Origin of the sequence: Lactococcus sp. dk101 (genome assembly GCF_009601055.1) — a bacterium.
In the GTDB taxonomy this organism is placed as follows: domain Bacteria; phylum Bacillota; class Bacilli; order Lactobacillales; family Streptococcaceae; genus Lactococcus.
Genome location: NZ_WITI01000017.1, coordinates 12988 through 34413 on the forward strand (window position 1 = coordinate 12988; position 21426 = coordinate 34413).

The 21426-nt window shown below is 36.3% G+C and carries 30 protein-coding genes and 2 pseudogenes; 6 read left to right on the forward strand and 26 right to left on the reverse strand.

The window, feature by feature from the left end:
- Positions 1–78: 78 nt before the first annotated feature.
- From GHI45_RS10070 to GHI45_RS10110, 10 genes and pseudogenes are all read right to left on the reverse strand, one after another.
- Positions 79–309, reverse strand: a complete 231-nt coding sequence (locus GHI45_RS10070) for a hypothetical protein (RefSeq protein WP_147780663.1) — start codon at positions 307–309, stop codon at positions 79–81.
- A complete protein-coding gene (locus tag GHI45_RS11315) occupies positions 306–1565 on the reverse strand; it encodes a hypothetical protein (RefSeq protein ID WP_187230119.1) in 1260 nt (419 codons plus the stop codon). Before GHI45_RS11315 ends, GHI45_RS10070 begins: the two co-directional genes overlap by 4 nt.
- Complete coding sequence (locus GHI45_RS10080; protein ID WP_187230120.1) at positions 1558–2793, reverse strand: hypothetical protein; 1236 nt, start codon at positions 2791–2793, stop codon at positions 1558–1560. Before GHI45_RS10080 ends, GHI45_RS11315 begins: the two co-directional genes overlap by 8 nt.
- A gap of 130 nt (positions 2794–2923) precedes the next feature.
- Positions 2924–3061 (reverse strand): annotated as a pseudogene (locus GHI45_RS11435) (helix-turn-helix transcriptional regulator); the annotation flags it as partial.
- Positions 3062–3148: 87 nt separating this feature from the next.
- A pseudogene (locus GHI45_RS11440) lies at positions 3149–3355 on the reverse strand (helix-turn-helix domain-containing protein); the annotation flags it as partial.
- Between the two features lie 146 nt (positions 3356–3501).
- Positions 3502–3900, reverse strand: coding sequence for an HNH endonuclease signature motif containing protein (locus GHI45_RS10090; RefSeq protein WP_147780665.1), 399 nt, complete (start codon positions 3898–3900; stop codon positions 3502–3504).
- 128 nt (positions 3901–4028) lie between these two features.
- Positions 4029–4454 (reverse strand): RinA family protein, encoded by a 426-nt coding sequence (locus GHI45_RS10095; protein ID WP_147780666.1) that lies wholly within the window; start codon positions 4452–4454, stop codon positions 4029–4031.
- A gap of 172 nt (positions 4455–4626) precedes the next feature.
- Positions 4627–4782, reverse strand: coding sequence for a hypothetical protein (locus GHI45_RS10100; protein ID WP_153497446.1), 156 nt, complete (start codon positions 4780–4782; stop codon positions 4627–4629).
- Positions 4783–5056: 274 nt separating this feature from the next.
- Positions 5057–5509 (reverse strand): hypothetical protein, encoded by a 453-nt coding sequence (locus tag GHI45_RS10105; RefSeq protein WP_147780667.1) that lies wholly within the window; start codon positions 5507–5509, stop codon positions 5057–5059.
- Complete coding sequence (locus GHI45_RS10110; protein WP_147780668.1) at positions 5506–5673, reverse strand: DUF1497 domain-containing protein; 168 nt, start codon at positions 5671–5673, stop codon at positions 5506–5508. The genes GHI45_RS10105 and GHI45_RS10110 overlap by 4 nt, the downstream gene beginning before the upstream one ends.
- A gap of 213 nt (positions 5674–5886) precedes the next feature.
- Between GHI45_RS10110 and GHI45_RS10115 the strand changes: the two genes are divergently transcribed.
- A complete protein-coding gene (locus GHI45_RS10115; protein WP_147780669.1) occupies positions 5887–6090 on the forward strand; it encodes a hypothetical protein in 204 nt (67 codons plus the stop codon).
- Positions 6091–6098: 8 nt separating this feature from the next.
- On the opposite strand, the gene GHI45_RS10120 is transcribed toward GHI45_RS10115, so the two are convergent.
- The 12 genes from GHI45_RS10120 to GHI45_RS10175 all read right to left on the reverse strand — a co-directional run bounded on the left by GHI45_RS10120 (position 6099) and on the right by GHI45_RS10175 (position 14372).
- A complete protein-coding gene (locus GHI45_RS10120) occupies positions 6099–6284 on the reverse strand; it encodes a hypothetical protein (RefSeq protein ID WP_147780670.1) in 186 nt (61 codons plus the stop codon).
- Entirely contained in the window at positions 6281–6586 is a 306-nt protein-coding gene (locus tag GHI45_RS10125; RefSeq protein WP_147780671.1) for a hypothetical protein, read from the reverse strand. The genes GHI45_RS10120 and GHI45_RS10125 overlap by 4 nt, the downstream gene beginning before the upstream one ends.
- A gap of 189 nt (positions 6587–6775) precedes the next feature.
- A complete protein-coding gene (locus GHI45_RS10130) occupies positions 6776–7429 on the reverse strand; it encodes a DUF1642 domain-containing protein (protein ID WP_147780672.1) in 654 nt (217 codons plus the stop codon).
- 349 nt (positions 7430–7778) lie between these two features.
- A complete protein-coding gene (locus tag GHI45_RS10135; RefSeq protein WP_228386064.1) occupies positions 7779–9059 on the reverse strand; it encodes a virulence-associated E family protein in 1281 nt (426 codons plus the stop codon).
- Between the two features lie 42 nt (positions 9060–9101).
- Positions 9102–9893: a bifunctional DNA primase/polymerase gene (locus GHI45_RS10140; RefSeq protein WP_222705839.1), complete on the reverse strand. Its 792-nt coding sequence runs from the start codon at positions 9891–9893 to the stop codon at positions 9102–9104.
- Positions 9894–9913: 20 nt separating this feature from the next.
- Complete coding sequence (locus GHI45_RS10145; RefSeq protein ID WP_147780675.1) at positions 9914–10432, reverse strand: DUF669 domain-containing protein; 519 nt, start codon at positions 10430–10432, stop codon at positions 9914–9916.
- A gap of 13 nt (positions 10433–10445) precedes the next feature.
- On the reverse strand, positions 10446–11258 hold the full coding sequence (locus GHI45_RS10150; protein ID WP_228386065.1) for an AAA family ATPase: 813 nt from the start codon (positions 11256–11258) through the stop codon (positions 10446–10448).
- Entirely contained in the window at positions 11255–12442 is a 1188-nt protein-coding gene (locus tag GHI45_RS10155; protein WP_370450766.1) for an SNF2-related protein, read from the reverse strand. Before GHI45_RS10155 ends, GHI45_RS10150 begins: the two co-directional genes overlap by 4 nt.
- Positions 12405–12773 carry a VRR-NUC domain-containing protein gene (locus tag GHI45_RS10160; protein WP_153497447.1) on the reverse strand — a complete coding sequence of 123 codons (369 nt, stop codon included), beginning with the start codon at positions 12771–12773 and terminating at the stop codon, positions 12405–12407. The genes GHI45_RS10155 and GHI45_RS10160 overlap by 38 nt, the downstream gene beginning before the upstream one ends.
- Before the next feature lie 175 nt (positions 12774–12948).
- Positions 12949–13314, reverse strand: a complete 366-nt coding sequence (locus tag GHI45_RS10165) for a hypothetical protein (protein ID WP_147780677.1) — start codon at positions 13312–13314, stop codon at positions 12949–12951.
- A 150-nt stretch (positions 13315–13464) separates the two neighbouring features.
- The gene (locus GHI45_RS10170; protein ID WP_147780678.1) at positions 13465–13683 is read right to left on the reverse strand and encodes a helix-turn-helix transcriptional regulator; all 219 of its coding nucleotides are present in this window, start codon (positions 13681–13683) and stop codon (positions 13465–13467) included.
- A 500-nt stretch (positions 13684–14183) separates the two neighbouring features.
- Positions 14184–14372: a helix-turn-helix transcriptional regulator gene (locus GHI45_RS10175; RefSeq protein WP_147780679.1), complete on the reverse strand. Its 189-nt coding sequence runs from the start codon at positions 14370–14372 to the stop codon at positions 14184–14186.
- 166 nt (positions 14373–14538) lie between these two features.
- On the opposite strand from GHI45_RS10175, the gene GHI45_RS10180 reads away from it, so the two are divergent.
- Positions 14539–14766, forward strand: coding sequence for a DUF2188 domain-containing protein (locus GHI45_RS10180; protein WP_147780680.1), 228 nt, complete (start codon positions 14539–14541; stop codon positions 14764–14766).
- Here GHI45_RS10180 and GHI45_RS10185 read toward each other — a convergent pair.
- The 3 genes from GHI45_RS10185 to GHI45_RS10195 form a co-directional block, all read right to left on the reverse strand.
- Positions 14763–15071, reverse strand: a complete 309-nt coding sequence (locus GHI45_RS10185; RefSeq protein ID WP_147780681.1) for a hypothetical protein — start codon at positions 15069–15071, stop codon at positions 14763–14765. The two genes, GHI45_RS10180 and GHI45_RS10185, sit on opposite strands and share 4 nt — an antisense overlap.
- Positions 15072–15100: 29 nt before the next feature.
- The gene (locus tag GHI45_RS10190) at positions 15101–15889 is read right to left on the reverse strand and encodes a phage antirepressor (RefSeq protein ID WP_147780682.1); all 789 of its coding nucleotides are present in this window, start codon (positions 15887–15889) and stop codon (positions 15101–15103) included.
- A 206-nt stretch (positions 15890–16095) separates the two neighbouring features.
- Positions 16096–16353, reverse strand: coding sequence for a hypothetical protein (locus GHI45_RS10195; protein ID WP_147780683.1), 258 nt, complete (start codon positions 16351–16353; stop codon positions 16096–16098).
- Between the two features lie 418 nt (positions 16354–16771).
- On the opposite strand from GHI45_RS10195, the gene GHI45_RS10200 reads away from it, so the two are divergent.
- The 4 genes from GHI45_RS10200 to GHI45_RS10215 all read left to right on the forward strand — a co-directional run bounded on the left by GHI45_RS10200 (position 16772) and on the right by GHI45_RS10215 (position 19637).
- The gene (locus tag GHI45_RS10200) at positions 16772–17098 is read left to right on the forward strand and encodes a helix-turn-helix domain-containing protein (RefSeq protein ID WP_147780684.1); all 327 of its coding nucleotides are present in this window, start codon (positions 16772–16774) and stop codon (positions 17096–17098) included.
- Positions 17099–17120: 22 nt separating this feature from the next.
- Positions 17121–17555: a hypothetical protein gene (locus tag GHI45_RS10205; RefSeq protein ID WP_147780685.1), complete on the forward strand. Its 435-nt coding sequence runs from the start codon at positions 17121–17123 to the stop codon at positions 17553–17555.
- A gap of 50 nt (positions 17556–17605) precedes the next feature.
- Positions 17606–18448 (forward strand): hypothetical protein, encoded by an 843-nt coding sequence (locus GHI45_RS10210; protein ID WP_147780686.1) that lies wholly within the window; start codon positions 17606–17608, stop codon positions 18446–18448.
- 121 nt (positions 18449–18569) lie between these two features.
- Positions 18570–19637, forward strand: coding sequence for a tyrosine-type recombinase/integrase (locus GHI45_RS10215; protein ID WP_147780687.1), 1068 nt, complete (start codon positions 18570–18572; stop codon positions 19635–19637).
- A gap of 267 nt (positions 19638–19904) precedes the next feature.
- Here the strand turns inward: GHI45_RS10215 and GHI45_RS10220 are convergent, their stop codons facing one another.
- Positions 19905–21392 carry a 6-phospho-beta-glucosidase gene (locus GHI45_RS10220; protein WP_147780688.1) on the reverse strand — a complete coding sequence of 496 codons (1488 nt, stop codon included), beginning with the start codon at positions 21390–21392 and terminating at the stop codon, positions 19905–19907.
- Positions 21393–21426 lie beyond the last annotated feature (34 nt).

Here is a 21426-nt window from a genome sequence, read left to right on the forward strand (position 1 = left end):
TCCTCCTTCAATCATTCTGCATGATAACCCTGTCGCTGGGCAAAAGAAAAAGCCTGTTAATTTAACAAGCTTTTTTAATTAATATAGTAGTTCTAAACAATATGCGACCGATGAGACACCACCAATTCTAAATTGTTCTTCTGTAATCTCACCAGTATCAAATTCTTTGCAATTTTGGGTATACTGAACTTCCAAATATTCTTTTTCCTGTTCAAAAAATTGATTAATTTCATCATCTGATAGTGATGACCACGATTTTTTGAACAATGCTTTTATCGCATCGATAAACTCTTGATATGTTGGCTTCAACTTTTTCCTCCTATCGCTTCATTTCTAATTTTTTCGGCTTCATCATAATCACTAGATGCACTTACACGTTTATAAAAATCATCTGGTTTAAGTTCAGCTTTGGAATTCCCTGTATATTTGTAGAAAATAATATTTTCAGGTTTACCGTTCCAACCTTCAGGGGCATATTCGCCATCCCATTTACACCAACTTATCGGTTCAAACCCATTCTTAGTATAGAACAAATGATTTCCAGCATAACTATCCAATTTTGTCCCACCATTTTCAACCGCTAATTTTAATAAGTCTGTTCCTCGTACGTTATCGTTATCTGCACGACAAACAGAGATGATATCTCCAGTCGATGAAATAGCCACTGTAGAACCGCCCTGAGAAACATGTAACTTTGAACCAACATAATGCTCAGGTTCATAAGCAGTAACTCGCCATGCAATATCTTTATTTAATCCAGCTTTTGCGATTTCCACAGCCCGTGCAAAAGGTGCTGGTGTTGAGTTAGCAAATACATTTGAGCCGATTTGTTTCCTTAGCTCAATTTTATCATTTTCGTCACTGTTTTTCCATACCTTCGACCAAACATTTTGCTTTTTTCCATCTCCTGGATTATAGTCAACCATGCACCTGCAGCGCTCATGCCTTCGGTAAATATCATCTGGCACATCAGGGTAATTATATGAACCAGATAGGCTTTGGCACCACTTACAAGCTTTCCCAACTACTTTGCGAGTGATCTTTGGTTTTAAACCCGTTTTATATTGAAAGCCTGCATTTTCACTCACAAAATCATTGATAATATTCTGAGTAAAATTAATAATCGGCTCACCTAATATCCATTGAATTTCTTTAAAACTTTCTTCACTGGATATGCGATTAACTAAGCCATCAATTCTATCTTGATTTAAAGACGGAATTTGTGTTTTTAGATTGACACCGGCTTGTTGATTGAGTTGATCTTGTACTTTTGTTGCATAATCAGAAACTAATTTGTGATTATCGCTCAAAGTAGTATTCAACAATCGTTCTGCGATATTAAAGTACATTCGCTCATAAGGCAATGTCGCTGGAGATATATTTTGTTCGAAACTCTTTTTGAGTATCTCCCCAATCTCTACCGCATAGTCGTTTGCATCAATATATGTTGCCTTACCATCAGACAAAAGTTTTTGTTTTGATTTAATTAGCGAACTTTTTAAAAGCTTATCATCAAAATCATTCGTTATGGACTTAAGGAGTTCAGGAACAATATCATCATTCATCACCTGCTCCTTTTAGCCCTGTCATATCATCAAGCATTTCTTTAGTGATATAGTCAGGCATTGCTGCATTCAATTTAGAAACACCGTCTCCAACCATTCCAAACGTGCTTGCATCTGGTTCAAATAACGGCTCCCATTTGGGAACGGTCATATTAAATACAGAACGCTCATATGCAAAATCGTCTCGCAAACAAGCAGAAACATAAGCAACATTCAACAAACCAGAGCCTAAACTTCTTTGTGCTTTTCTTCCAGCTAGTCGTAAACTTTCATGGCTAGCCTTGATTGCCTCTACAGATGATGGATTGTCAGACACAAAACCCAAATCATCAAGTGTCAAACCTGTTTCGCCCGCAAATCCTGCGGCAGCAGTGCGTAACTGTTCAGTAAATGGCGACATACTTGGCGTTGTGAACTGGCCAAGCGTTGGTTTATCACCTTGCTCATCTTTAGTGAATTGGAGCATGCTTGAAACAGTTGCTTTCCATGTATCCATTGGCTCAGCATCATCGCTTAACCCTGTAACATACTTTTGGGGGAATGAATAAAATTCCGCCGTAACATCTGCACGTTCAAGTGTGCGCTTGGCATTCTTTTGCCAGTACATTCCAGCACGACTGATACGTGAACGGCCAAACGGACGAACTGCATCAGGACGGTGAATAATTGGTACTAGAAGCGGAATACCCGCATCATTTGGAATTGAGTCATTCGATTTACCACCATTGTAATAAAAATCTGTGCGGTCTGGTAAAAAGTGAGCTTCTAGTGTTGCCACGCCATTGTCATCACGTTCAAGAACTGCATACCCTTCAGTTAATAGGCCCGTGATTGGATTGATATTACCTGTCGCATTACTTGCTTCAATAACTTGCAAGCGAACATTTCCATTTTCATCTTTTGAAATGTAAGTAAACGAACACGATGCTATTAGAGCAGAAAGAATTGCGCTGTCGAAATATACATCTGGGTTATTCATGGCGAAAATGCCATTTACATCAAACTGATCATTCGCAAAGTTGCGAAATACCAATCTATCTGCAAGACTATCGACACCTTTTGCACACCAACCAAGAACAGACCTATATTGTCTTCGGATACTGTCTGGAATAGTTATTCCAACATCTCTGTCAGTATACGTCATAGCGTACTGGCTATACCTCATATCAACTCTGTTTTTATATGTCGCCAGCTTATTTTGGAGATAAGCCATTCCTTTTTCTGCCAATCTATCAGCTCCTTTCTATTAAAAAAGATTAGCCATCGACTAACCTTTTAATTTCCTTGTATTTTCGTTCGATTTCTTTAAGACGATTAAATTCAAACTGCGTTAGGCTAACTAAGTCAGAATTCCGAGTCAGTTCTTCAACTGTCATATTTGCTAGTTGAGCTATTTTGAACAAGTTCTCTTTGTTAGGAAGATTTCGGCCCTTTTCCCAATTATTAACTGTTCCTTTTGAGGTACTAAATAGCTCTCCAAATTCTTCAAGCGTCATCCCTTTATTGAGTCGAATAGTCTTGATGCGTTCACTGATAGTTGCTGCGGATTTTTCTACCGCATCTTCATACCCTAAAAGATAAGTAATAGGTACTTCTAAAATATCAGACAGTGCCTCCAATATTTCATCATGTCTTGGTGATCTTGAACCATTTTCATATGTCGAAAGTTGGCTATCTGACATTTTAATTTGATTTCCATCTTTATCTAGAACATTTTGTTCATTAAATATCTTTGCTAAATCCGTTAGAGTCAGGCTTTTTTCTTTTCTAAGTTCTTTTATTTTATTCATTTCTTGCTCCTTTCCGAAGTCGCGCGAGAAAAAATGTACAGTGACGGCGTGAAGTACGAAACACCCGAGGGGGAGGGGGATATACCCCCATATACTTTCATCTGACACGCTTTAAAATAAAAATAATATAATTATTAATAAATTATTTAAGATACGTAGGAAGCCCAGTCTCGACTTTGAGGAAGGTTCCTATTACCAATTACTTTCGGCTCGGTTGACTGTTGTTTGTTGTTGAATAACTTATCAGACTTCTGCCTGTTGCATTGTGAATGAGTAAGTTGTAAGTTCTCCATTGCTGAAGGGTGTCCACCTTTACTCACTGGCACAATGTGGTCAATAGCTGGAGCCAAAGGGTTAGGTGCTTTCAGTCTTACATCAACAGGCTTGCCACATATCCCACATACTGATTGTGTCTTTAATATCCTTGCCTTGTTCTTATCAAAGGCGACACGGTGGGGGCCTTGTTTATCTGCTCTTAATGCCACGGTGTACCTCCTTATCAAATAATAAAAGCAAGCCAAGGAGTCGAACCCTGACCTGCTCATGAACATTTTTAGCACTTGATTTATTATTTGTCTGCTCACTTGTTCATGTTACTATTATCTCATTAAAACAAGGGGTTGAGGTGCTATTTTTAGGCAATTTCATGCTAATTTTTGTCTAAAAATATGCCCTATAAACAGTGTTGCATTTGATTTAGAATGTCACTTCTAAAAGTATAGTAGATTGACTTTGCTTTTTTTATGCCAATGTCATCTATACCTTCTTCATAAAGGAACTGTTCTACTTGATACCAATACATTCCACCATATCCGCTATACTTCAGCTCAATCACTCGCCTTTCACTTGGTATAAGTGGTTTAAACCAGAAGTCTAGGATTGTCAACTGTTCATTTAATCTAAGGTATTCTTCATCATTCTCAAGTGCTTCTTTATTAAGGAGATTACTTTCAGCTTCTGAACCGCCTGAGTATGCTGTTCTTATGCCCAAGTTATCTACTTTTTGTTTATATAGATATCTATTTTCGATTGACTTAATTTTTGCTTCAAGCCTACCGTTTACATAATCTCCAATAATTCTATCTAACTTATCAGCCATTTACTAAACTCTCCTAATTTGTTATAATTATATTAAAGTAAACACTAGGAGAAGCCCATTGCTGTGGGCTTTTTTTGCTGTCACAAATTTCCTGTGAACATCGCAACTAATAAAATAATCGTGAAGCAAATAATCGCCAAAGCAATCAAGCCATATTTTGTGTCATTGTTTTTCATTCTTTCCCATCTCCATTCTTAAACAGCACGCCTAGCACTAACATTGTTACAATCAAACCTTGTAGCCATATTGGCAAGGCTAGCAATAAGCACATAAGCAAGAATGCAATCACAACTGCTATGATACTCAGTGCTAATTTCATCACGTTCATTTCTTATCCTCCCTGCTGTCAAAGTAAACGCTAAGGCTAGCGCTTAATAGTGCAATGCCTGCTAGTATCCATAGAAATAATTCAATCATCTACCACCTCATTCTTTCTAGGTCTAGGTGGACGTCTTACGTATGATAAGCCGTCTTTAAATTTTAAAGATGTAACTAAACCACCACATCTCGAACAATAAAATCCTTCATTTTCACTCCTGTTAATTATGTGGTCTTTGTTTCTACATCTCCTACTTAATGAATCAACATTTAAGTATTCAAACTCACTCATCTACTACCTCCACTAAGTCATTATCAATCAAATATCTGATGATAGTATTTCGATGTAATGTGCCTATCAATTGGTCTTTTGGGTACATATACTTATACAAATCATCTTCTTCGCTAATTGCATTATTGATAAACTTGTAGTAGTCAAAATTATCGCTCCATACATGAATTTCATTGCTTGCATGAGCTATTTCAATCAATTCATCTAACTCCTCCGCAACCTTTTTCGGGATGGTAAGCCGTGTATACTTCGGTAATTTTTCTGCAATGTGTATCAAAGCGGATTCTAGAGTTATTTTTGCATGCCACTCTTGGTTTGCTTCCATTCCGATATCTATTGCTGCATCGTCCATTGCTTCAACTGCTATTTTCAATAATTCATCAAGTTGAGCATTATTCAGGACTTCGCAAGCTTTTTTTAAATCTTCATCATATTTACTTTTCATCTCTTCCCCAATTCTGCAATTCTCTTATGGAAATCAGCTTGAAATTCACGATTAAATTTACTGTCTTGCATTTTTTCAAACTCCACCTTGCGAGTCTCAGGTGTGCCGTTTCTACTTGCTAATTTACCAATCGCTCGCATTTCATTTCTTCTATCGTTAGCCATTCTCACTCTCCTCGCACAGCTCACAGAAACGCACGTCAGGCGCTAGTCTCTGTGCTGTGGCATATTCTTCATCAATCGTTACAATCGCACCACACTGGGCGCATTTGAATACCAGTGGTGTCATTTGTTGTTACCTAAATCGTTTTACCTTTCTATTGTTTTATGTTTGTAATAATTTAACGTTTTTGATATAATTCTAAAGGGGTATTAATTATGTATGAAATATTAAAAAAGGCTTTAGATATGCATGGTCAAGCAACTGTTCACTTTCAAAGTGGAGCTGCCATTGCTATCAATGATATTAGTGGTTCATTCTTTGATGAGGATGCCATCGGCGCAAATGGTAGCGATGGAATAAGCCACTACATTATCAATTTACGTGAAATTGAATATATATCATTCGAGAACTCTGATTGAGTTCTTTTTTATTTGTTATCCTCTATCCAGTCCATCAACTCGTAGTACAATTCTCGCCAATTTAAAGCCAGTAGCGAGCGTTTGATGTAACCTTTCATAACTTTACCTGTCTTCTGTTCGGCACGCTGTATGAGTCCTTGTTTGAACTCAGGAGCATTGCGAACGATACAGAAGTGTTCTGTTTGTTCAATCATTTGTCCACCTCTTTAATTCTTTTTAAAGCAATATCTGCTATACTCCAGGCACTATTGAATTGCTCAATTTTTTCATAATCTAAAATCGCATCTAGATTAACAATTTCATTTAAAGCTTTAACTGCGATAGTTTCATGACGATGAATGATAATGTTTTTTTCATTCCAACCATCTTGTTTATTTTCGTAAAAAAGTGTTGTTAGGTGCCCACATCTGGCACATCTCGAAACAAATAGATTTCCATCGGCATGTAACGTTTTAAAATTGTGTTTTTCATATTTACCGCATAACTTATCATTCACACCACACCTCATATCCATTCTCTACGTTACAGAAATCAAACGTAAGCTCGTTCATAACTTTAGCGAATTCTGTATCACTCATCTCGTCTAACTCTCTAACCTGGAGATATATAGCCCTCTCGTCTATCGTAATAACTGAACTGTCTCCGTGTTGTTTGATGAACGCTCGGACAACTTTGTTTAGTTCGTTCATTCTTCCACCTCAATCTGCTCATAGCTACCAGTTTCCATGTTGTCGATTTCTTGTTGAGTGAATAAGCATTGTTTTTTATAAATACGGTTGTTATAGGTTGTTACATCAGTCTCTATAAAACCTCCGCTATTAAACTTATATAAATATCCACCCGTAACTTTATTCTTCAGCCAAAACTTCTTTTCTTTCTCAACTGTGTAACCATCTTGCATTTTGATAATTGTTTCTATTGGTTTGTTTTTGGGGTTATCAAACCATTTTTGAATTTCATTCAATTTTCTATTAACACCACTAATTTTCCCACGGTAAATTTCAGAAATGTCGGCATTAATATTGTAAATTTCATATTCCCGGTTATCTTTATTATTTTCAAACCAATCAGCCACGAACTGCGGAACTACTGGCAGTAGTTTATTTTTTGATTTTAGTTTCAAAATTTCATCAGCCATTACTTCAAAACGCTTATCTTTCTTGTAGTAATCCAATTGTTCTTCTAAACTATCAATATATTTATTCATTTCACTAAAAGCATTGTGGTACTCTTTGACTTTATCCGAGTAAAATTCAACCGCTTTTCCAAAATAAGGTTTAATACTACTATTTTCAACACGGACTACCGGTCTTTTCAATTCTTCTTCAAATGTTTTCATTCCGTCTCCTTTAGTTCTTCAATTTCAATAATAGGGCTGTCGGTGCGATACCTTTTTTAAGGACTCCATTACTCTACCGACCGTATTAAGTTCCTTGCTGCAACACCCTAATTTTTGACTGGTTACATGGTTACACGTATTTTCAAAACATTTGCTCCACCATTTTTACATTTTTCACAAATGGCTCTACTAAGCCATTTATATTTTATGGAGCATATTTTTTATAATAAAGGTGTAACCAGTAACCAATAGCTTATAAATGTATGTATTAAAAGGGTTTGAGGGGGTTACACGTAGCAAAATTGACGTGTAACTCCTGTAACCATTTTGCCCTTCTAGGTGTAACCAGTTACACCTTTTTTCTTACAAATCCACGAGTAGCTTTTTTGTTTATTTTGAAAACACCAGCTTCCCAATTAGATTTATTCGTCATCAAATAATTAACCTTTTTAGATAATTTTTGATTTTTCGCATCGCTATCAAAAACGTTAGCTAAGATGTCACGAGTTGCGATTTTGTCCTGTAATTTAATCCCATTGTTCGTGTTGACTCTATTATTAAGATAATTCTGCGTATATAAACCTTGTTTGAAGCTATCCATTGTTTCCCATTCTGCAGGGACTTTCATTTCAAGATACTCATCAAGCATATTTTCGATTTCATCTATATACATAAATTGCTCTCGATATGTTTCAAGTTCTTTCTCCTCCTCCTTACTGAATGAGGTTGGATATCCGCCACGGTATAATGTCATGGCTTCTCCCCAAATTTGTTTGATGAAGTTATCTTCCATCTCCATGGGGTGCTTGATTGGCGTGTTAACTCCTGCCATAACTGGTAAGAACCGGCGTTCCCCTGTCTTATCTCTCAAATACGCCACTTCGTTGGTTGTCCGTGCAAGAATGAACTTCTTCGGATATTCCTGGGAGCGTCTTGCGTAAGCTTTCCTAAATCTCAAATGAGTCTTAGTGATGAAAGCTTTTAATTCTGCAAATCCTAACTTCTTACTTGCCACCATCTCGTCATCATTAACAATTAGCGAACGGATCATCAGTTCAAAGTTATCTTTGTTTTGAAAATCTGTGATTGAGTCTGTGTACCAAGCTCCGCCAAGTTTTTGCAAGATACTAGTTTTACCAATTCCTTGGCCACCTACAAGGTCAAGCACATAATCGAACTTAAAATCAGGCTCATATACTTTTTTGACCGCTGCAACTAAAAATATCGAAGTGATATTTTGTATGAGTTCTGTATCTTCTGTTCCGAGATAGTCTCTGAATAAAGAATTAATTCGAGTTTCCCCGTCCCAATTCTTAAAACATTCTTCCATATACTCTTTGACTGGGTTATATTTTTTCTGACTGAAAAATACTTCTAGTCCATTTTTAATGGCTACTCCAGTGAAAACTACATCAAGTTCTTGCTCCAGATAGACAGACAATACACTTTCAAAATCAGCAGGAAGTTCCCCAACATCATATTTTGTATCCCCCAAAGTTAATGGTTCTACTATTTCGGAGTCTTCATTAAACTCGTTGTATCGTAGTGATCCATTCAATTTATAGTCATGCTTTAACGCAAGTAAGACATTATAACTAGAGTTAACTTTTATATTGTCATCTTTGGTCATTTGAAACTTAGCGGGCATTTTTACTACATTATTCGTTTGGAATTACCTCCTTTCATGTTTTTTGATCATACTCTCTACTGTTCTTTCAAGTTCTTTACTATTGATTTGCTCAATACCATTTGAATTAGCTAGCAAACAAAGGCTTAACACATCATTGGAGTCAACTCCTCTTGCGAGTAGCCCTCCTGCAAATTTAGCAAGCTTATCATTACGCCCCCCTGTATCTCCAAACCCATATAGAATAGTTTCAAATAAATGGGTCGTCTTAGACTTTCCAGAATGATTAACACTTTGATAATAAAGTTCTCTCAGTCCAGAACTCGTTTTATTTTCTCGATTGATTGCTTGAATTAAATCTTTTGAAGCAGTCATCATCGTTCCCTTTGCAGGAGATTTCACTAAATCCCATTCATAAGTACCCTTATCTGTCGCACTTGGTGCCACGAGAACATAATTATTATCATGGGCCTTAATATCTACACCAGGCAAGAAGCCAATTTGTTGGCCAATGTTTGCATCATCTCGCTTTAAGTAAAAGAGATGCTTACCACCACTGGCTGTTTTGGCTTGTAGTGTTGGTTTGATTAAGTCGAGATGTTTCCAATTCTTAAGACTTTCAAATCCATTTATTCCGTGAACATCTATATCAATAACAAAGAACTTATCTGTTTTTAAGGCAATATTTGCATTTGGATATTCGTCCCATAACCGACTGACTTCTTCCATCGTGAATGGTGGACGGTCGGCAAATTTTACTAATGGGTGTTTATTATATGGGCTGATAGGGATAACTGATAAACCTAATTTACAGTACTTCAGCGCAAAGTCTTTCATTTGCATAGTTTTCTTACCTTTTAGTTAAATGGCAAATCATCTTCATTAAATGCTGGAGCTTGACTTGCTTGCATTGATAGTTCGTTAGCTTGTTCCAAATCATATTGTCGGAAAGTCTTGCCTTTGCTTTGGCGGTCATCAATCTGAAGTGTGTAGAATGAACCGACCGCCTTACGCTGAAGTGCTTGAGCAAGTGCTGCACCATCTGCAAAATCACTCTCAAACAATCCGTCATCTGCCAAAGCAATCGCTTTTTGGAAGAATTTTGTTGTACGTTCTACCGCCCATTTTAAGTTTTTACCATTCCATTCTTCGAGTGTTCCAAATTGTGTATATTCAGTGCGACCAGCAAAGTCCCCATCGATAATGTCGAACTCATAACGAAGCATTTCCCAACCACTTGGAGCAATTTTGAATGAGGCTGAACGGAGCATAACATTGTATGAGCCTGCAGGAATTTGAGCTGCTCCATTTGCGCTATCTTTGCGTGCGTCGAAGCCTGAGTTTTTAATTTCGTTTGCAATATCTAAAAGTGACATAATTTATTTCTCCTTAAAATTTCTTATTTTCTTGTTTAGCAACTGTTCCATCTAATGCACCTCGAACGGTGAGTAAGATGTTCAGAATTTTTTTATCATCTACTTGTTCAGCTTTGTATGCCTTTCGTCTGCGGTCAATCAAACGCATGTAGTTGTTCCCAACTTTCTTTGTTTGTATCATGAGGTCTGCATTTCCATTAATAAGGTTGACATACTTGTCTTTAAGACTAGGTTTTTCTTTTGATGCATTACCATTCTCATCATATTCATTAAGTTGACGTGAGATGTAAATCACATTCATTGGTAAAGCCTTTAAATCGAGGACTAATTCAATCAGAGCTTGATTAAATTGGTCATATCCCTTTCCAAAGGGAATTTCGCTCAAACTTTTTACCTCATGTTCTCCACAAACCGCAATCCTAATCATCTCGATAACATCATCGATGACATCAATAATTACTGTTTCATAAGTGTGTTGTGAAGTTTGTAATGCAAGTAGAATTTCTGCAAGCTGATCAATAACCGAATGGCTAATTTTCCCATTTCTGTCTTTGATATTCCGTAGTTGAATAGCTGGTACGCTGTTCGCTTCTGCATTTCCATCTGTATTGAGTACAATCGGATTAGGAAATTCATTTGCTAGGTACGACTTACCACTCATGGTTTCCCCATAAATAAAATAGTTACGTGGGGTGTCTTTTGGTTTTTGTGGTTCATTTTTTGGTAGTTGAAACAATTTCTTCTCCTTTTTCGTTTTATTGAATTTATTCTCAAAATATAGATCTTCGTCAAAAGCATCATAGCCCATATCTTCAGCCCATGTCATGCTCTCAACCTCGTTTCTAAGTATATTTTGTCGCTAAAGTCTTTCTTATTTTCTAGGGCCGTCCAAACGTGTTCTTCAATCGTTCCTGTCGTTTCGAATTGATAAACCGTTACTTTCCTATTTTGTCCGTTTCGATATGCTCGCCCTAAAGATTGAGCATAATCTTGATATGAATAAGTTGGTGTGTGATAGATAACGATATTCGCATACTGAAGCTCAATCCCTGCACCTCCTGCTTGATATTGAACAAGCGTAACTGAATTATGCAAGTTATCCCAAGTATCACGAGGTGGTAAGTGTGTGCAACCTCCATTGACTTCAAATATTGTCTTTCCTTGCAATACAGATTTCAAGAAGTTCAATTCTTTTGTGTATTGATAGAAAATAATAATGTTATCTGTCGTGTTATGGGCCATTTCCTTTATGTATTCAGCCTTATCAACAATGTTTGCGAAATATCTTAAACCTGCAGATAGTTTAGGAGGGCTATCGAATGCAATGTCATTTAATACCAAATCTTTCTCAATCGTCTTGTACTCTTTACTTTTTTCAAAGTGTACTTTGTCAAAAGTTATTTCTGGTAAGTCTAATGCCTCATGTTTACTTACTGAAACACTTATTTTCTTAAACATTCCATTTAACTCCTCTTTAAATCTAAAATCAGACACTTTTTTGACTACTCGTGATCCAAGATATAAGTCTTCGTAGATAGCGTATTTGTTCAAAAATTGTGTTTTGTTTCTTGCCATTCCGAACATAATGAAGTAATTGATTGAGTCTTCCCAACCGTTCGCCATCGGAGTGGCAGTTAGAAGAACAAAGTGAGTTGATTGTCTTGCGAGTTTGCAAGCTGCTTTCCCACGTTGGCTTGTTGGATTTTTAATATAATGTGCTTCATCAAATATCACAAAATAGTTCCGATACTTCTCAAAGTCTTTAGAAAGCTTTCCATAACTAAGTTGTTCAAACTCGATGTTATCTCCAACACGTTCAACTTCTCTTTTCCAGCCTCCTGCTTTAATCACAGCTGGAGGAGCTACAATAAGCAGTGGTTCTCCTCGACTGTATTTCAAGTAGTGGTGTAAACTCGTAAGTGTTTTCCCTGTTCCCGTGTCCATAGCATAGAAATAGCTTGGTGAAGCTTGTTCAAGTGCTTGCTTTTGAAAGTTGTATAATTCTATCAATCGTTCCTTTTGTTTCCTCCCAATCATCAGCTATGAAGGCGATTCCTCCTGCTTGCTCAATTCTTCCCAACTGGTACCGTTGGATTTGTGTAACGCGTCCTTTTCCGTCCGGTCTTTTTACTTCAATACCAACGAAGTATCCGTTTATGCAAGCAAGTATATCTGGTGTTCCATTAGGCACTCCAGGAACGCCCCCCATAATTTTTAAAAAGTAGCACCCATTTTTTTCAAGATATTTCTTGATTTTGTTCTCAAATATTTTCTCGGCTGCTATAATCGTACCCCCACCATTTTGACAAGCAATCACCGTCCATACTGTAGATGATTTCAATGTCTTGGTTGTTGTTTCTTGACTGACCTGTCATTACGAATACATCTCCATATGTGTTGCCGTAATAGTCAATGTGGTTGTTCTTTTGTTCCATTTTGAATGTTCCTTCTCTCACTCGAGAAAAGAGTGCATCGTTGTTTGTATTAGTGCAAAATTTAATAATTAAGTCGTTCATTTACCGCACCTCTTTTAATAATTGAGAAATCGTTTTTGCATTCATTCTGATTTTTTCACTATCAGTTTCTTTTTCATTAGCTTGAACTAACTGTTCGATAAGCTTCATTTGGATTTCTTTTTTCCATTCTTCTAACTCATCTTGTAGATCTGCGTCCTCATAAAATTTTGAATAATCCAGAGTCCATTCATTCTTTTCATTATTCAGGTAAATTTTTTGAGCTCGTCCAGACCTTACATCTCGCATAGCGTAGGTTTTAATTGTTCCCATTGAGATACCTTGCTTTTCAAGCTCGTTAGCTGCTTCTTTTTGGCTAACATTCTGATGCTCTTTAAAATAAATTCTCATTTTGTCAATTTTGTTCATTTAATCCACCTCGTTAAAATATTCAACTGCTTCGTCCCAATCAATCCCCTTTTCCTCCATTATTTTCTTGATAAGTGCTTGATATGGAGAACTAATCATGATATAATCTCCTTAGATATTTTTCTGAAGTCCTGTTTCCGCAGGGCTTTTTTATTTGTTTTCATCAGACTGCTGTTTGTAATCAAAGAATTCTCCAGGAGTAATTCCTAGATATTTGCATAAAATTTCTAATGTATTGAAATCAATTCTAGTCGCTCGATTGTATTTAAGAGATGTTAGAGTTGTTCTAGATAATCCCGTTTCTTTTGAAACTACCGATATTTTTGTACTTCTTTCAGCCATTAAGACCCAAAAGTTATTTTTTAACATCTATTACCTCTTTTCATTCTTTTTTTGTAAAATTTTCTTCAACTTTACTAACCATTTTTACCTGACTACTGCTTGTAGCCTGTGGGCAATTCTAAGAACTGCCCTTCTATTCTTCGTCTTGAAATCCATGTAGATTTCGCCTGTCTCGGGGTCAACTATTCTGTACATATTCAGTTGCCCCTTTCTAATTCGTTCAGGTTGTGGTATAATGAGTTATTCTCTTTAGAATTTGCGTCTAAAGTAATCGTCCTGTTGCAACAGGACTTTTTTTATTGACTTATGGTATAATAACCATAGGACTCTCAAAGACCTACACCTGGACTCGCCTTCGTGGCGAGTCTTTTTTATTTCGTCATGTACCGCATAAATGATACGAAGCTAAGAAACTTATGGTCTCTTTTACCATTTGAAACAATTCAAAGCTTCATATCAGGGTACTCTGTGACGACTTTTCCAGTTGTCGTCGTGTATTGGTTCATCATTTTACTTTGTTTCCTTTTCTATCTGAATTCATCTAAGCTGATGTCTAATGCATCCGCGATTTTGACCATAGTTAGCCAACGTGGGTTTTCAGAATTTCTTTTTTTTATTTGATAAATTTGTTGAGCACCAAGTCCTGTAATTTTCCCAAGTTCATACTCGGTCATATTTTTTTCAATAAGTTTCGATTTTATCGTCGACCACAACATTTAGTATTCCTTTCTTATTTTTTATATATTCAAACACAATATATAGCATTTTATGTTGACTAAAACTGTTCTTAGCAGTATAATATAGTTAATGAAATTCAGGTTAAAATTGTTAATACCAACTAACATCCTCCTGACTTCCAAAAATTAATGAAAGGAGAGTTTTATGCCAGGTAAAAATCAACATGTCGTCCCAGATGGTAATGGCGGATGGAATGTTAAAGGGGCTGGTAACTCAAAAGCTACCTCAAACTTTAAAACCCAAGCGGAAGCCATTAATAAAGCAATCAGTATTTCTCAAAATCAACAATCTGAAATGTTTATACATGGTCGTAATGGTCAAATCCGTGAACGAAATAGTTATGGCAACGACCCCTTCCCTCCAAAAGGTTAACAATTACTTTTTGGCTTAATCCTAATCCTATAACCTCGTTCTGGTTCAACTGTTCCCGCAGTGATCTTAGCAATGGTTTTAGGATTTTTTTCTTCTGTTTCAATAATTAGTTCTTTAAACTTTGAAAAGTCTATCTTTTCTTCTACCCCATCAATATCTACCCAGGGCGCATCTAGTGTGATGCGTCTTTTTGATATACAAAAGCACCATTTGAAAATATTTATTTGAATCCAAGACTCAACAATATTTTCGATTGTTCCATCATATTTTTCTAATCCATAGTTAGTGATATAATGATGTATCATTTCTCTCTCCTTAAAATAGTTCCAGCTGGTTAGGCAACATCTTCGATTTCAACGACTGGTAAATAGCCAGCTGTTTTTAGTTTGCGGTAAAGGAATTCTCGGCCCTTCTGTGTCCATGTCGTAGTAATGTTAGTACGAACGTGGCCACTTTTATCAGTAAATGAATGAGTACGGCTCTTGATAAATCCTTTAGCTTGGTACTTGCTGTACAAAATCCATTGACTGTTTACTTTGCGTTGAATGCGTAGGCTTGAAAGTAACTTGTTAAACGTTGGTGCGCCCATTCCATAATCTTGAGCAATTTGAGTGATCAACACATCATCTTTGCTTTCAAAAATCAAATCAAGGTAGCGAGTGCGTTCAGTTGCTTCAGCAAGTTCGATATTAAGCTGACTGTTTTCTTTTTCAAGTTCCAGCCGTGCTTGTTGCTCGTCTTTAAGCTGTGTAGCAAGTTGAATGATGAAGTCTGGACTAGTTAGTGTCTTTTCGATAACCTCGCTTGTCATATAAGCTCCATGCTTGCGGATTGTTGGAAGGACTTCATGAGTGATCCAGCGTTTAAATGGTTTAGTTTCCTTTTTCTTACTTCCAATGATTGCTTCGTAAAGTCCGCTTTCATTGATTAGAGTTGACTTCATATTCATACCCGACAATTTGTCGGTCATGATATCTTCTTTATCCAATCGTCTAGTCATTGCTTGCGTATCTGAATACTCAAGAATATCAGCAACATCTTTTGCAACAAACCAAGGCTCTTTTTCAATTAGTACTGTTCGCACTTGTAAATGTTCAAAACTAAAGTTTTGTAATTCGTTCATTTTGTTTTTCCTACTTTCTATTTTTTGAGAATAAATCCCAATTATGAGACCACCACTCAATGACTGGGTCTCTTGGATAACGTTCTTCGCTTCCCACATATACTTTTGGGAAACTAGCAATAGATGCTACGTTATCTTTAAACCAATTCTCACTAACTCCAATCAGTTCTGCTACTTCCTTACGATACATATTCAAAGGATATAGGTCATCGCTGTTTCGTTTCCTTGTCATATGCTTGCTCCTTGCTTTTCCGAAGTTCATCTAACTTATCACGAGTAATTCTTTTGTCGTTCATAATCACAGACATCATTAAGCTATGCTTGTGACCTGGGCTTGAATTGTGAAGCATAAGATTAAAAGCCTCTTTACTCATTTGATATTCGCTCGCAAGCGTTTCTTGTCTAATTCCTGTTAAATCTAACCACTCAAGAATTAATTTACCTGCAATGCTTGATTGTGGCATAATTCTCCTTTCTGCCCGTAGGCTTATTAATTTCAACAGATACTTGTCGCGGGGTTTACGCAACGTACCCACACTCTGCACAAGCCCGAAACGTTACGAATTACTCGGTCAAATGCTGTGTTTGTTCTCTGATTATTTCTAATTAAGAAACGAATTAAGTTTTAAATTAATTATTTTTGTAATTATGCTTGACATTTTTATTAAAAAACATTAAAATGAAAGCATAGTTAAAAGCCTTAAAAAATACTTGATAAACTTGCTTGGCGGCTCTGTTTAAAGATTTTCGTAGGGTGCTTTTGTTAACTAAAATCTTAACTCATTTCTACAAGACTTATTATACTAATGTTTTTTAATAAAGTCAAGAGATTATTATTAAAAAACATTAAATATTTTCTTGTATCTTTTTGGAGGTACATAAATGACTGTTTACGACCGCGTTAAATTTCTTTTAGATAAAAGGAAAATGACTATTAGCGAATTCGAAGAAAGATTTGGTCTTTCTCAAAATACAACTTATCGATGGAAGAAAAACATTCCAAATGGTGCTACACTTGAAAAATTAGCAACTTATTTTGGAACCTCGACAGACTACTTAATTGGGTTAACAGACTCACCATTTAATGAAAAAGATGTAGACCGCATGCTTGGGGGAGCAGAGGCTTATGATGGTAAACCAATGTCTGAACACGATAAAGAAGTTATAAAAGCAATGATAAAGGCTTACATGGAGTCTAAGCCGGAATAATTTAAATCATGACAGGAGATTTATGAATTATAAAGAAATTTTAGATGAAATAGGAGTAAAATTACAATTTTCTCCTTGTCATCTAGATGGCGGTGGGTTTTATATTCCCAGTGCCTATGAATTCGGAGAAAATGGGGTTATAATTGTTGATGGCTTTCTTGAGAGCTCTGAAGACATTGAATTAGTGGTACTTCATGAATGTGGCCATGTAATTGAAGGAACTTTGCTCACAAAACTTAGTTCACCTCAATTACACATAATCAATGAAGTTAAGGCAAATAGATTTATGATTAGAAACAAAGCGGAAGATTATTTAAGTGAGATTGAATATCAAGTTGCTTATTTTACTCCAGAACGTTTTTTAAACAGATTTAGACTTTCAGTTCAAGAATTTTATGACATTGCAGAGCAGGAGATGAAATTTATAATAGCTGAACACAGAATGGAACTAACTTAAAAATATGTGCAATCCTTGATTCACGTTAAAAGCTAGGTAGGAAGTATTTTATGGAAAAATTTAAAAGCTTATGGGCAACGACCTGGTTTAAAATTTTAGCAGCTATCGTGCTTGCTTTAATTTCGTACTTTTCGAGTTATTTTGGATTCTTGTTAAGTGTGATCATTATTGTTGTCGCTATCGTTTTTATAATTATGAAATATGCAGCTAAGAAAAAAACACCAATTAATCCAATCACTCTTTTAATCGCCGGAATAATTGTCTTTTTATTCAGCGCTTATGGTATAGGTACTACAAGCTCGAATAATTCAAGTAATGGATCTATTTCAACTGCTTCTAGTAAAGAATCCAAGGAAGATAAAGAAGCTCGAATTAAGGCAGAGGCGGAAGCGAAAGTTAAATTAGAAGCTGAAGAAAAAGAAAAAGCGGAGGCTGAAAAAAAGGCTAAAGCTGAACAAGAAGCAACTGATGCATCTATCGCTAAAGCTGAAGCAGAAAAAAAAGCTGCTGAAGAGAAAGCTGAAGCAGAAAAAAAAGCCGCTGAGGAAAAGAAAAAAGCAGATGAGAAAAATCCTGCAACTTATCCTAAAATTGCGTATGATGAAATGGCCAGAAATGGTAATAATCATGCAGGAGAAAAAATTCAAATTACAGGTAAGGTTATACAAGCTATGGATAATTCAGAAGGTGATGGTGCAACGCTTCGTGTAGCAACATCTGATGGTTATGATGACGTGTATATGGTCTCTATTGATAGCTCAATATGGGACACTCACCGTCTTCTTGAAGATGATATCATTACAATCTATGGACTCGTATATGGATTATACAGTTATGAATCAACCTTAGGAGGAAATATAACGGTTCCTCTTGTTGTAGCTACGTTCTATTAAAAATTAATATAAAAAAACCACCCTAACTTTGGACGGTCGAGGGTGGTTTGACAGTGTTAGTATTAGCTTATGCTTTTACTATACTCATTTTATCATAAATTAAAGAAATGAGGGGGAAAATATGGCATCATTTAGAAAAAGACCAAACGGATGGGAGTATAGGATTTCGTATAAAGACGAAAACGGAAAGAATAAAATTAAATCTAAGGGAGGGTTCAAAACTAAATCAGAGGCAAGTAAGGTTGCTGCTGAAATGGAAATAAAAATCTCAAAAGCCCCCTTATCTGATAAATCCATTCTTTTGTATGATTTCTTCAAAGACTGGGCAACCATTCATAAAAAGCCTTATATATCTGAAGTAACTTGGAAAAAATATGAACAGACACTTCGTCATATTAATTTATATATGAAAAATAAACGAGTTGCCGATATGACTCCCACATATTATCAAGAAGTTTTAAATAAATTTGGAAAAAAGTACGCTCAAGAAACTATGGATAATTTTCACTTCCATATTAAGTCAGCTATGAGGATTGCAGTCCATGAACGTATAATAGACGAGAACTTTGCTGAATTTGTTGTTTCTAAATCCCAAGTTGCACCTCGTCCTATGGATGAAAAATTTCTTGAAGAAGATGAGTATTTAGAACTGATAAAAATTACTGAAGAAAATATAAAATACAAAAGTTACTTCGCATGTTACCTAATAGCAGTTACAGGCTTGAGATTTGCAGAGGCCCTCGGGCTAACATGGAGCGATGTAGATTGGGATAATGGACTGCTGAATATAAATAAGACATGGAATTATTCCATAACCAATGATTGGGCTGAAACAAAGAGTGAGGCATCAAAAAGAAAAGTTCCAATTTCTAAAAAAACAATGGATATTATAATGGAGTATAAAGATAAATATTGGGTTGATAATGATTTTGACAGAATTATATTTGGAGTCTCTCACGCAGCATGCAATAAAACACTAAAAAAATTAGTTGGACGAAATATTCATTTACACTCCTTACGTCACACCTATGCTTCTTTCCTAATTTCCAAAGATGTAGATTTAATTTCCATTTCTCATTTGTTAGGGCACGAAAATTTGAATATTACACTTGCTGTTTATGCGCACCAACTCGAAGCTCTAGAAACAAAAAATCATGAAGTTGTTCAAAAAATATTCAATGATTTTTAATGTTTTTGGTCAATTTTTGGTCAAAATACCGCTAAAAGCTTGATAACAGTACATCAAAAAATCCGACTGTCGCCTTCATTTTAACAGTAAAAATCGCTCTTGAGCGGTTTTTTTATTTTAATCACAAAAAAATAACGCTCATGATGAACGTTATTTTTTAGGAAGTATTTATGAAAAATTTTGGATTGACTTTAGTATATCAATCGATACTTAATTGCTCCTAAATCCAACCTTATCCGAAAATTAACTTTTGTCAGTACTGACAGCTTACAAGATTTCGCCATTACTCTTAATCACTTGGTGATACCAGTCAAAGCTGTCTTTTTTGCTACGTTCCAAGCTTCCATTTCCTTCATTATCTTTGTCAACGTAAATGAAGCCATAGCGTTTTTTCATCTCGCCTGTTCCAGCAGAAACAAGGTCAATGAAGCCCCATGGAGTGTAGCCCATCAAATCAACGCCTTCGTAAGTGACTGCGTCTTTCATCGCCTCAATATGTGCTTTTAAATAGTCAATGCGATATTGGTCATGAATTTTTCCATCTTCAATCTCATCGACTGCACCAAAGCCATTTTCAACGATGAACAATGGTTTTTCATAACGTTCATAGAACCAAGAAAGTGACCAACGCAAGCCCATTGGATCAATCTGCCAGCCCCATTCGCTTGCTTTGACATAGTCATTTTTGACCAAATCATTATCTTCCAGATAATCAAAGGCAGGAGCGCCCAATTCACGCACATAACCATGGTCGTCAGCAAGACCATGCAACTGTGCTTTTTCAGTTTGCTCTGCTTGATCCTTGATGGCAAAACTCATGTAATATGAAAAGCCGATATAATCCACGCAACCTTTGCCTAATACTTCCAAATCTTCATCTGTAATATCCAAATCAAATTGCTGGCGAGCAAAATAAGCTTTCAAATATGCAGGATAATGACCGCGAACGTGAACATCTGCAAACCAGTAGCGTCGTTGCATGGCAACCGTTGCTGCCATCATATCCTCAGGCTTGCAAGTCGCAGGATAAATTGGACACATGGCAATCATACAACCAATTTCAAAATCAGGATTGATTTGATGTCCCAAGGCAACAACTTTCGCAGACGCAACCAACTCATAATGTGCTGCTTGATACATTACTTTTTCACGATTGTCATTTTCAGTAAAAGTCAATCCTGAATTGGTAAATGGCGCAAAATCACGATTGAAGTTGGCTTGATTGTTGATTTCGTTAAAGGTCATCCAATATTTAACTTTATCTTTATAACGGTTCATCACCACTTCGGCAAATCTCACGAAGAAATCAATGACTTTACGATTGCTAAAGCCGCCATATTCGGTTACCAGATGATAAGGCATTTCAAAATGCGACAAGGTAATAACCGGCTCAATCCCGCGTGCAAGACATTCGTCAAACAAGTCATCATAAAATTGAAGTCCAGCTCCATTAGGCTGTTCATCATCTCCATTTGGGAAAATACGGGTCCAAGCAATCGATGTTCTGAAGCAGTTGACACCCAATTCTTCAAATAATTTGACATCTTCTTTATAACGGTGATAAAAATCAATGGCTTCATGATTTGGATAATTCAAGCCTTCAATGACACCGTCAGTGATTTGACGTTCAACGCCGTTGGCACCCGCTGTCATTACGTCAGCTACAGAAGTGCCTTTCCCGCCAGCGTTCCAGCCACCTTCAAGTTGATGTGCTGCAACCGCACCGCCCCACAAAAAATCTTTTCTTAACGTCATTTTATTCTCCTTATTTTTTTTTATGAAAACTTGT

What these genes read in the sequence shown, in the direction of transcription:
- GHI45_RS10095 (WP_147780666.1), bottom strand. Translation starts at nt 4,454, where the DNA reads ATGGCTGATAAGTTAGATAGAATTATTGGAGATTATGTAAACGGTAGG.
- GHI45_RS10200 (WP_147780684.1), top strand. Translation starts at nt 16,772, where the DNA reads ATGACTGTTTACGACCGCGTTAAATTTCTTTTAGATAAAAGGAAAATG.
- GHI45_RS10105 (WP_147780667.1), bottom strand. Translation starts at nt 5,509, where the DNA reads ATGAAAAGTAAATATGATGAAGATTTAAAAAAAGCTTGCGAAGTCCTG.
- GHI45_RS10140 (WP_222705839.1), bottom strand. Translation starts at nt 9,893, where the DNA reads ATGAAAGACTTTGCGCTGAAGTACTGTAAATTAGGTTTATCAGTTATC.
- GHI45_RS10210 (WP_147780686.1), top strand. Translation starts at nt 17,606, where the DNA reads ATGGAAAAATTTAAAAGCTTATGGGCAACGACCTGGTTTAAAATTTTA.
- GHI45_RS10145 (WP_147780675.1), bottom strand. Translation starts at nt 10,432, where the DNA reads ATGTCACTTTTAGATATTGCAAACGAAATTAAAAACTCAGGCTTCGAC.
- GHI45_RS10120 (WP_147780670.1), bottom strand. Translation starts at nt 6,284, where the DNA reads ATGATTGAACAAACAGAACACTTCTGTATCGTTCGCAATGCTCCTGAG.
- GHI45_RS10090 (WP_147780665.1), bottom strand. Translation starts at nt 3,900, where the DNA reads ATGAGCAGGTCAGGGTTCGACTCCTTGGCTTGCTTTTATTATTTGATA.
- GHI45_RS10175 (WP_147780679.1), bottom strand. Translation starts at nt 14,372, where the DNA reads ATGTTGTGGTCGACGATAAAATCGAAACTTATTGAAAAAAATATGACC.
- GHI45_RS10215 (WP_147780687.1), top strand. Translation starts at nt 18,570, where the DNA reads ATGGCATCATTTAGAAAAAGACCAAACGGATGGGAGTATAGGATTTCG.
- GHI45_RS10150 (WP_228386065.1), bottom strand. Translation starts at nt 11,258, where the DNA reads ATGACATGGGCTGAAGATATGGGCTATGATGCTTTTGACGAAGATCTA.
- GHI45_RS10165 (WP_147780677.1), bottom strand. Translation starts at nt 13,314, where the DNA reads ATGAACAAAATTGACAAAATGAGAATTTATTTTAAAGAGCATCAGAAT.
- GHI45_RS11315 (WP_187230119.1), bottom strand. Translation starts at nt 1,565, where the DNA reads ATGAATGATGATATTGTTCCTGAACTCCTTAAGTCCATAACGAATGAT.
- GHI45_RS10190 (WP_147780682.1), bottom strand. Translation starts at nt 15,889, where the DNA reads ATGAACGAATTACAAAACTTTAGTTTTGAACATTTACAAGTGCGAACA.
- GHI45_RS10135 (WP_228386064.1), bottom strand. Translation starts at nt 9,059, where the DNA reads ATGACCAAAGATGACAATATAAAAGTTAACTCTAGTTATAATGTCTTA.
- GHI45_RS10130 (WP_147780672.1), bottom strand. Translation starts at nt 7,429, where the DNA reads ATGAAAACATTTGAAGAAGAATTGAAAAGACCGGTAGTCCGTGTTGAA.
- GHI45_RS10180 (WP_147780680.1), top strand. Translation starts at nt 14,539, where the DNA reads ATGCCAGGTAAAAATCAACATGTCGTCCCAGATGGTAATGGCGGATGG.
- GHI45_RS10220 (WP_147780688.1), bottom strand. Translation starts at nt 21,392, where the DNA reads ATGACGTTAAGAAAAGATTTTTTGTGGGGCGGTGCGGTTGCAGCACAT.
- GHI45_RS10115 (WP_147780669.1), top strand. Translation starts at nt 5,887, where the DNA reads ATGTATGAAATATTAAAAAAGGCTTTAGATATGCATGGTCAAGCAACT.
- GHI45_RS10195 (WP_147780683.1), bottom strand. Translation starts at nt 16,353, where the DNA reads ATGCCACAATCAAGCATTGCAGGTAAATTAATTCTTGAGTGGTTAGAT.
- GHI45_RS10205 (WP_147780685.1), top strand. Translation starts at nt 17,121, where the DNA reads ATGAATTATAAAGAAATTTTAGATGAAATAGGAGTAAAATTACAATTT.
- GHI45_RS10185 (WP_147780681.1), bottom strand. Translation starts at nt 15,071, where the DNA reads ATGATACATCATTATATCACTAACTATGGATTAGAAAAATATGATGGA.
- GHI45_RS10100 (WP_153497446.1), bottom strand. Translation starts at nt 4,782, where the DNA reads ATGAACGTGATGAAATTAGCACTGAGTATCATAGCAGTTGTGATTGCA.
- GHI45_RS10110 (WP_147780668.1), bottom strand. Translation starts at nt 5,673, where the DNA reads ATGGCTAACGATAGAAGAAATGAAATGCGAGCGATTGGTAAATTAGCA.
- GHI45_RS10170 (WP_147780678.1), bottom strand. Translation starts at nt 13,683, where the DNA reads ATGTTAAAAAATAACTTTTGGGTCTTAATGGCTGAAAGAAGTACAAAA.